Source organism: Streptomyces hirsutus (assembly GCF_001418415.1).
In the GTDB taxonomy this organism is placed as follows: domain Bacteria; phylum Actinomycetota; class Actinomycetes; order Streptomycetales; family Streptomycetaceae; genus Streptomyces; species Streptomyces hirsutus.
In genome coordinates, this window is the sequence record NZ_LIQT01000137.1 from 1 (window position 1) to 7,375 (window position 7,375).

Annotated in this window: 6 protein-coding genes and 1 pseudogene; 4 read left to right on the forward strand and 3 right to left on the reverse strand. The window is 71.0% G+C overall.

Features of this window, described 5'->3' with window-relative positions; genetic code table 11:
• A partial coding sequence (locus tag AOK11_RS43890) for a hypothetical protein (RefSeq protein ID WP_206188814.1) occupies nucleotides 1-277 on the forward strand: 277 nt, incomplete at its 5' end.
• A gap of 321 nt (nucleotides 278-598) precedes the next feature.
• On the opposite strand, the gene AOK11_RS10715 is transcribed toward AOK11_RS43890, so the two are convergent.
• A complete protein-coding gene (locus AOK11_RS10715) occupies nucleotides 599-1,147 on the reverse strand; it encodes a MarR family winged helix-turn-helix transcriptional regulator (protein WP_055593431.1) in 549 nt (182 codons plus the stop codon).
• 136 nt (nucleotides 1,148-1,283) lie between these two features.
• Between AOK11_RS10715 and AOK11_RS10720 the strand changes: the two genes are divergently transcribed.
• Nucleotides 1,284-2,561: an MFS transporter gene (locus AOK11_RS10720; RefSeq protein WP_055593432.1), complete on the forward strand. Its 1,278-nt coding sequence runs from the start codon at nucleotides 1,284-1,286 to the stop codon at nucleotides 2,559-2,561.
• Nucleotides 2,562-2,621: 60 nt separating this feature from the next.
• Here the strand turns inward: AOK11_RS10720 and AOK11_RS10725 are convergent, their stop codons facing one another.
• Both AOK11_RS10725 and AOK11_RS10730 read right to left on the reverse strand, forming a co-directional pair.
• Nucleotides 2,622-4,271 carry an ATP-binding SpoIIE family protein phosphatase gene (locus AOK11_RS10725; RefSeq protein WP_055593433.1) on the reverse strand — a complete coding sequence of 550 codons (1,650 nt, stop codon included), beginning with the start codon at nucleotides 4,269-4,271 and terminating at the stop codon, nucleotides 2,622-2,624.
• 173 nt (nucleotides 4,272-4,444) lie between these two features.
• On the reverse strand, nucleotides 4,445-5,824 hold the full coding sequence (locus AOK11_RS10730) for an NAD(P)/FAD-dependent oxidoreductase (protein ID WP_055593434.1): 1,380 nt from the start codon (nucleotides 5,822-5,824) through the stop codon (nucleotides 4,445-4,447).
• Between the two features lie 375 nt (nucleotides 5,825-6,199).
• On the opposite strand from AOK11_RS10730, the gene AOK11_RS10735 reads away from it, so the two are divergent.
• Nucleotides 6,200-6,949, forward strand: a complete 750-nt coding sequence (locus tag AOK11_RS10735; RefSeq protein ID WP_055593435.1) for a TetR/AcrR family transcriptional regulator — start codon at nucleotides 6,200-6,202, stop codon at nucleotides 6,947-6,949.
• Nucleotides 6,950-7,145: 196 nt separating this feature from the next.
• Nucleotides 7,146-7,375 (forward strand): annotated as a pseudogene (locus AOK11_RS10740) (sigma-70 family RNA polymerase sigma factor); the annotation flags it as partial.

Consider the following 7,375-nt stretch of genomic DNA (forward strand, 5'->3'; position numbering starts at 1 on the left):
AAAGGAACCTCAACGACCGGAAGAAGATCCGCTCGTCGGGGTATCAACATATCTGGCGTTGATTTTTGGCACGCTGTTGAGTTCTCAAGGAACGGACGCTTCCTTTGTACTCACCCTCGCGGGCTTTCCTCCGGGCGCTTCCCTTCGGTCTTGCGTGTCCGACTCTATCAGATCTTTCCGATCCGATTTCCTCGGGCTGTTCGCCTTCCCGGGTCCCGCTTTCGCGATTTCCCTTTCCGGCGACTCCGACTCTATCAGATCTTCTTCTTCGACCTGACCCCCAGTCAGCGGGGTTTGTCTTTCCGGCCGTTGGGCCGTTCCGACGTCTCAAACCTTAGCGGACTCTCTCGCCGCTTCTCAAATCGGAGCCGTTCGGTTCCGATTCAGACGCCGGCGCCCCTGCGAATTGAATTCGAGCATGCCGAAATCAGTTCATTGGGGAGGTCGTGCTGGTGGTTTTGAGTGCCGCTCTCGCGGCAGAAGTGCTGCCGGAGAACCGTTACGTCCCGATGGCAACTTGACGAACTCTACGTATCGGGGAGGGGGAAGTCAAGCGCCCCCTGTCAAGATCTTTTCGGCCGTTCGTGGGGCGAGGCCGTCAGTCCAGGTCGGTGAGGCGGCCGCCGGCGTCGGGCTGGGCGTCCTCCACCCTGCGCAGGAGGCGGGTGAGCACCTCGCCCAGGGTGATCCGCTCGTCCGGGGACAGGTCCTGGAGCAGGTCCTCCTCGAAGACCGTCGCCATGCGCATCACCTCGAGCCACTTCTCGCGGCCGGCGGATGTCGCCTCGACGATGACCCGGACCCGGTTCGTCTCGTCCCGTTCCCGGTTGACGAGGCCTTCGGCGACCATGCGGTCGATCCGGTGGGTCATGGCGGCCGGTGTGAGGCCGAGGCGCTTGGCCAGGTCGCTGGGGCCCATGCGGTACGGGACGCCGGACAGGACCAGGGCCTTGAGGACCTCCCAGTCGGCGTTGGTGATGCCGAGCTCGGCGGTCTGGCGGCCGTAGGCGACGTTCATCCGGCGGTTCAGCCGGGACAGCGCGGAGACGATCTTCTCGACCTGGGGGTCGAGGTCCTGGAACTCGCGCTGGTACGCGGCGATCTGCTCTTCGAGTGTCGGCTCGTTGAGGCCGGAGGTGTCGCCCATGGCCGCAGTATGGCACGCCACCCTTCACCTTGAAGCCCTTCGTGTTGAAGCTGTTCGACGTGTACTCTTCACCTTTGAACTTTAGCTTCTAAGTCTTCACTCCTAACTTGTGAGAGAGGTGAACGTGACCAGGGCGATGGGCGCTGCGATGCGCCGGATCCACGTGGGCAACGCACTCAGTGCGTTCGGCCTCGGTTTCACCGTCCCCTACCTGTACGTCTACGTGGCGCAGGTACGAGGGCTCGGGGCCATGACGGCGGGGCTGGTGCTCGCCGTGTTCGCGGTGGCCGCACTGATCGTGCTGCCGTTCGCCGGACGGGCCATCGTCCGGCGGGGTCCGCTGCCGGTGCTGCTCGTCGCCCTGGTCACGGCCGCCGTCGGGGCGCTGAGCCTGGGCCTGTCGAGCGGTGCGTCGAGCGTGCTGGTGTCGGCGGCGCTGCTCGGGGCCGGGCAGGCCGTGATGCAGCCGGCGCTGGCGACGATGATCGTGGACTGCTCCACGGTGGAGACCCGGTCGCGTGCGTTCGCCATGCAGTTCTTCCTGCAGAACCTCGGGCTCGGGGTCGGCGGTCTCATCGGCGGACACCTCGTCGACACGACCAGGGCCTCCTCCTTCACCGTGCTGTTCTCGATCGAGGCGGCGATGTTCCTGCTGCTGGTCGTGGTGATGGCGACGGTGCGGATGCCGCGCTCGCCGCGTATCGAGGGTGCTCCGGCTCCGTCGGCCAAGGGCAGCTGGAAGCAGCTGATGGGCAACCGGGCCATGGTGCAGCTGTGCGTGCTGGGCTTCGTGCTGTTCTTCGCCTGCTACGGCCAGTTCGAGTCGGGACTGAGCGCGTACGGGGTCGAGGCGGCCGGTATCTCGACGTCGACGCTGGGGACGGCGCTGGCGGCGAACACCCTGGTCATCGTTGTCGCGCAGTTCGTGGTGCTGCGGTTCGTGGAGCGCCGCAGCCGCACGCGCGTGATCGCTTCGGTGGGGCTGCTCTGGGCCGTGGCGTGGGCCGTGGCCGGGTACGCGGGCCTCGGGAACGGCAGCCAGGCGATGGCGACCGCCGCCTTCATCTCCACGTACGCCCTGTTCGGGCTCGGTGAGTCGATGCTGTCGCCGACGCTCGCGCCGATGGTCGCGGATCTCGCGCCGGAAGGGCTGGCGGGTCAGTACAACTCGGCGTTCGCTCTGGTGAAGCAGCTCGCGCTGGCCATCGGCCCGGCGGTCGGCGGGCCGATGGGGGCCTCGCTGCACGGCCCCTACATCGTGGTCTTCGTGCTGTTCTCCCTGGCGATCACGGTGCTGGCGCTGCGGCTGGGCCGACAGCTCACGGAGGTGCAGGACCACCCGTCCGCGGCACGGAGCCGGGTGGTCACCCAGGGCGGCACCGCCCCGGCGGGCCAGTCCCCGGCACATGCCTGAGGCCGGCGCACACGGCTGAGGCCGGCACTCCCACGGCGCACCGCTCCCCGGGGCCTGCCCCTAGGGAGTGACCGGCTTCGGCAGGGCGAACTCGCACCAGACGGCCTTGCCGCCGCCCGGGGTGCGCCGGCTTCCCCAGTTGGAGGCGATCGTCGCGACGATGGCGATGCCCCGGCCGGACTCGTCGGCGGGTTCCGCACGGCGGCGCCTCGGCAGGTGGTCGTCGCCGTCGGTGACCTCGACGATCAGCCGGCGGTCGGTGCGGCGCAGGCGCAGGCGCATGGGCGGGGTGCCGTGCTGGAGGGAGTTGGCGACCAGTTCGCTGGCGGCCAGGACGCCCAGGTCGTGCAGGTCGGAGGGGAAGCGCCAGCTGGTGAGCACGCCGGAGGCGAAGGCACGCGCGCGGGGGGCCGCTTCGACGCCGCCCAGCAGCTCCAGGGCGGCGTTGTGGAACAGCTCGCTCTCCGGGCCCGTGCGGGCGGGGTGCTGGAGCACCAGGACGGCGACGTCGTCGTCGTGTTCCGGGGTCACGCCCGCCGAGCGGACCAGGCGGTCGCAGATCACCTGGGGGGTGCCGGTCGCGCCGGCCAGGGCGCGCTCCAGGGCGGCGATGCCCTCGTCGAGGTCCTCGTTGCGGCGCTCGACCAGGCCGTCCGTGTAGAGGACGGCGGTGGAGCCGGGCCCCAGCGGGATCGAGCCGGAGGAGTGGATCCAGCCGCCGGTGCCGAGCGGGGGGCCGGTCGGTTCGTCGGCGCGCTGGACGGTGCCGTGCTCGTCGCGGACCAGGATGGGCAGGTGGCCGGCGGAGGCGTGGACGAGGGTGCCCTCGTTGGGGTCGTGGATGGCGTACGCGCAGGTGGCGATCTGGTTGGCGTCGATCTCCGTGGCGAGTCCGTCGAGCAGCTGGAGGACCTCGTGCGGGGGGAGGTCGAGGCGGGCGTAGGCGCGTACCGCCGTGCGGAGCTGGCCCATGACGGCCGCCGCGCGGACACCCCGGCCCATGACGTCGCCGATGACCAGGGCGGTGCGCCCACCGCCGAGGGTGATCACGTCGTACCAGTCGCCGCCGACGGCGGCCTCGGTGCCGCCGGGGTGGTAGGTGGCGGCGACCCGCAGGTCGTCGGGCTCCTCGAGCTCCTGCGGGAGCAGGGAGCGCTGGAGGGTGACGGCGGTCTCGCGCTGGCGGCGCTCGCTCGCGCGCAGGCGTTCGGCGGCCTCGGCGTGGTCGGTGACGTCGGTGGCGAAGACCAGCACACCGCTGCCGTCGCCCTGGGTGACCGGGGTGCAGGTGAAGGTGTAGGAGCGGCCGTCGGGGGCCTTGCGGGACTTGACCGTGCGGGGCTTTCCGCTGCGCAGGACCTGGTCGAGGAGGGTCAGCAGGCCGAGTTCCTCGAGTTCCGGGAGCGCTCCCCGCGCGGGGGCTCCGAGCGGGCGGGCGCCGAAGGCGGCCGTGTAGGCGCCGTTGACGTAGGCGATGCGGTGGTCCGGGCCGTGCACCAGGGCGACGAGGGAGGGGACGTGGTCGAGGACCTCGCGCACTCTGAGGTCGTCGACGGCGGGCACGGGCCGTGCATGCTCGACGGCTTGTTCGGCGCGGGCCGTGGGCACGGAGCCCTCTCCCCGCCGGTCCGGGGAGACCGCGTGCTCGCCGCGCGCTGCGGCGCGGCGCTGCGTTCCGGGGAGCCGGGCGCTCCAGCGGGTGAAGTTCACGAATCCTTGCCTCGTGTAGTTGTCGGCGGCCGGGAAACGGGACCGGCCGGGGCCCCGGGGCCGCACCGGGAACGGACAGCCGCCCGCCCTCGGTGGTGGACCAGTCTGGCAGGCTGCCGACCGGGCCGACATCCGTCAGACGCCGGACCGGTCCGTGGAGTTCCTGGGTGCGGTCAGGACGACCCCTTCGGGTCGTCCGGGGGGTTCTGAGAAGGCTTTCCACCGGCCGCGAGTTCGAACTCGGCCCGCGGGTGTTCGAGTGAACCCAGGGAGACGATCTCCCGTTTGAAGAGCCCGGCGAGGGTCCATTCGGCGGCCACCCGCGCCTTGCGGTTGAAGGTGGGGACGCGGCTCAGGTGGTAGGTGCGGTGCATGAGCCAGGCGGGATAGCCCTTGATCTTGCGCCCGTAGACGTGGGCGACGCCCTTGTGCAGTCCCAGGGAGGCGACCGACCCGGCGTACGAGTGGGCGTACGTCTCCAGGGGCTCGCCGCGCAGGGAGTGCGCGATGTTGTCGGCGAGGACCTTCGCCTGGCGGAGCGCGTGCTGGGCGTTGGGGGCGCATTCCCGGCCGGGGTCCTCGGCGGTGGTGTCGGGGACGGCGGCGGCGTCGCCCGCGGCCCACGCGTGCGGGGCGCCCTCGACGGCGAGTTCGGCGGTGCACCGCAGCCGTCCGCGTTCGTCGCGCGCCAGGTCGGTGGCGGCGAGGACGGGATGCGGTTTGACGCCGGCGGTCCACACGACGGTGCGGGTGGGGAAGCGGGCACCGTCACTGAGTACGGCGACGCGGTCGGCGCAGGACTCCAGGCGGGTCTCCAGGCGTACGTCGATGTTGCGGCGGCGCAGTTCGCTGACCGTGTAGCGGCCCATCTCCTCGCCGACCTCGGGCAGGATGCGGTCCGAGGCCTCGACGAGGATCCACTTCATGTCCTCGGGGCGGAGGTTGTGGTAGTACCGCGTGGCGTAGCGGGCCATGTCCTCCAGCTCGCCGAGCGCCTCGACGCCCGCGTAGCCGCCGCCGACGAAGACGAAGGTGAGGGCCGCGTCGCGGATCGCGGGGTCGCGGGTGGAGGAGGCGATGTCCATCTGTTCGAGGACGTGGTTGCGCAGCCCGATGGCCTCCTCGAGGGTCTTGAAGCCGATGGCGTGGTCGGCGAGACCGGGGACCGGCAGGGTGCGCGAGACGGAGCCGGGCGCGAGGACGAGTTCGTCGTACACCACCGCCCGGCCGCCGCCGCCCTTCTCGCCGTCGGCGAGGGTGGTGACGGTGGCGACGCGGGCGGCGTGGTCGATGGCGGAGGCCTCGCCGATGACGATGTGGCACCGGTCCAGGACACGACGCAGCGGTACGACCACATGACGAGGGGAAATGGCACCGGCGGCCGCTTCGGGGAGGAACGGCTGGTACGTCATGTACGGGTCGGGAGTCACCACGGTGATCTCGGCCGCGCCCCGGGCGAGTTCCCGTTTCAGCTTCCGCTGCAGGCGCAGGGCCGTGTACATCCCGACATAGCCGCCACCGACAACGAGAATGCGCGCACGTTCCTTCACCATCCCATGACGCACCCGCCGCTTGCGTTTGTCCACAGCCCCGACGAATTGTGTGACTGGAGGCGATGGGCGCGCCGAGCGGCCCGGGCTCCCGGAGCGAACGGTATGTACGCAGGTCAGCAGTGCTTTCCCGGTACTTCTTCCGGAGTGCATACGGGATCAATGTGCCCCGTACTCCGATCGGGGGGCGCTCCGGGCGGAACCTGCCCCTTCTGAATTGACTTCCTCTCAACTATGTTCGTACGTCGACGGGGTGTAGGGGGATGCGCTCATTCGGGTCCGCGACGGGCGGATCCGGCCACCGGGCATGTTTCTCGAGCCCCGGCCATCTGTGGCGGGGAGTCTCCGGGGGGAGACGTCATCACCGGGGGAAAACGTATGCATGTTCAGGATTCTCATTGGTCTTCCGCGTCCGCCGTGGCGCCCGGCACCGCGCTGAGCGCGCCGTCGTCGGGCCACGGGCGTGCGGGAGGGCCGCGCACGACACCGCTGCGCGTGGACGCGCAGCGCAATCTGGAGCACGTGCTGCGCGCGGCACGCGAGGTCTTCGGCGAGCTGGGCTACGGCGCGCCGATGGAGGACGTGGCACGCCGGGCCCGCGTCGGTGTGGGCACGGTGTACCGGCGCTTCCCGAGCAAGGACGTCCTGGTCCGACGGATAGCCGAGGAGGAGACCTCCCGGCTGACCGACCAGGCGCGTACGGCGCTCGGTCAGGAGGACGAGCCGTGGTCGGCGCTGTCCCGCTTCCTGCGCACGTCGGTCGCCTCGGGCGCCGGGCGACTGCTGCCGCCACAGGTGCTGCGGGTGGGCGTGGCGGACGAGCACGACCACGCGCGCGTGCCGCAGCAGCGGACGCAGCCGGCCGGCGCCGAACTGCGACTGGTGCCCGAGAAGGGGTCCGCCGCCGGGGAGGACGACGCCGGTGCGGCGCAGCTTCTCGACGTCGTCGGCCTGCTCGTGGAGCGGGCCCGCGAGGCGGGCGCGCTGCGGCCGGACGTGTCGGTGTCGGACGTGCTTCTGGTGATCGCCACGGCCGCGCCCTCGCTGCCGGACCCGGCCCAGCAGGCGGCGGCCTCCGCCCGGCTGCTGGACATCCTGCTGGAGGGCCTGCGCTCACGCCCTGCGTGAGGGTGGGTGCGGCCGATGGGGCCCGTCCGCACCGGGCGGGTTCCCCCACTCCCCCGAAGGGGGACTGTCCACACGCATGTGCGACAGAAACCCTCGGACGGGTGGATGGGGCGCCCTGAGCTGTCCTGACCAAAAGCCGCTATGGCACCCTGACCCGTGATCAGGACTGTTGGGGCAGGTGGCGGGGGCTTCCGCGATGAGCGTTGACGGGCGGGACGAGTCGTACGGCGACGACGAGCCCGGGGCCGAGAGCCCACCGCAGGTGCCGAGTCAGGGGTGGCGCACGGGCGTGCCCCCCGACGACATGGACGACCCGGACGGCCTCGTCCCCGCCCAGCGCGACCGGCGCGAGGGGAGCGTCCTGCCTCCCCTGCGCGAACTGCCGCCGTCCGACGCCGCTCTCATCGCGCGCATGCGCGCGGGCGA